Annotated in this window: 1 protein-coding gene and 1 pseudogene; both read left to right on the top strand. The window is 40.0% G+C overall.

Annotation, left to right across the window (positions count from 1 at the left end):
• The first annotated feature begins 53 nt into the window (after window positions 1-53).
• Complete coding sequence (locus N6H06_RS22940; protein WP_212953944.1) at window positions 54-605, top strand: helix-turn-helix domain-containing protein; 552 nt, start codon at window positions 54-56, stop codon at window positions 603-605.
• A pseudogene (locus N6H06_RS22935) lies at window positions 560-1432 on the top strand (IS3 family transposase); the annotation flags it as partial. The gene N6H06_RS22940 and the pseudogene N6H06_RS22935, both read left to right, overlap by 46 nt.
• Window positions 1433-1462 lie beyond the last annotated feature (30 nt).

Raw genomic sequence — 1462 nt, 5'->3', positions numbered from 1 at the left:
GGTGCTGCACCCCAAATGTTAGAGTAAAAATCTAGCATTTGGGGTGTTTTTCTGTGGCAAAATATAGTGACGAATTTAAACTGAAAATCATTAAAGAATATGTAGAAGGATACCTGGGGTATCAATTACTCGCTCAAAAATATAACATCCCTGATACAAAAGTCATTCGAAGGTGGGTACGCGCATTTCAAGCGTTTGGCGTAGATGGGATTAAAAGAAAACGTAAAAAGGCGACTTACTCTGTTTCATTTAAACTCGATGTATTACACTATATGGAACGGACCGGCGCCTCCTTCCAAGATACAGCGATTGAATTTGGGTTAACCAACCCACCTTTAATTTCTCATTGGAAAAAGAGATATCGAGAAAAAGGCGTGGAAGGTCTGAATCAGCCGAAAGGACGACCTCCCATGACAAAAAAGAAAAAACAACCAGTAAAGAAAGAAGAATCACGTGAAAAACAATTAGAGATCGAGAACGAAAAGCTTCGCTTGGAGGTCGCCTATTTAAAAAAGTTGAACGCTTTTCAGGAGAATCCGAACGCCTTCCTCGAAAAGCACAGGCAGCAATGGCATTCGAACTCAAAGAAGAAGGATTCAAATTAAAAGAGGTATTGGGAAAGGTCGGTATTCCAGAAGCGACCTATCATTATCCTATCAAACAATTAGAGAAAGCAGATCCGAATAAAGAATGGAAAGAGCTGATCACTCGGCTCTTCGAAAGCCATGAGGGGCGATATGGTTACCGCCGCATTTACTTAGAATTAAGAAATAAAGGGTATGTCATCAATCACAAAAAAGTTCAACGCTTAATGAAAGAACTAGGCTTGGTATGTACAAAATTTACACGTAAATCACGGTATCGATCCTACAAAGGGACAGTAGGGAAAGTAGCCAAAAACCGCTTAAATCGTCAATTTAAGACAAGCATTCGCCTCCAAAAATTAGTGACGGACGTCACCGAGTTTAAATGTGCCGAAGGTCAAAAACTGTATTTCAGTCCAATTATGGATTTATATAATGGGGAAATCATTTCTTTTGGACTAACGAAAAAACCAACACTAGACTTAGTCCTAAAACCACTGAACCAAGCCATAAACATCATTAATCAAGACGCCCGTTATCGAACAACGATCCATTCCGATCAAGGCTGGCATTATCAACATCAACGATGGGTAAGCACGTTGAAAGAAAACAAGATCTATCAAAGTATGTCTCGGAAAGCCACTTGTGCGGACAATGCCGCCATGGAGAACTTCTTCGGGATCATGAAACAGGAGATGTACTATGGTGAAGGTCTCGTTGATTATGAGACATTAAAACGGAGAATTGAATCCTATATCGATTGGTACAATACGAAGCGATTGAAACAAAAACTGGCTGGATTAAGTCCAGTACAATACCGAACTCAATCCAGCCAACTAACTGCATAAGTAAAACTCTAACTATTGGGGGTCACTACC

Source organism: Shouchella tritolerans, assembly GCF_025770735.1.
In the GTDB taxonomy this organism is placed as follows: domain Bacteria; phylum Bacillota; class Bacilli; order Bacillales; family Bacillaceae_D; genus Shouchella; species Shouchella tritolerans.
The sequence above is the reverse complement of the archived record's forward strand: the minus strand, read 5'-3'. Positions and strand labels throughout refer to the sequence as shown.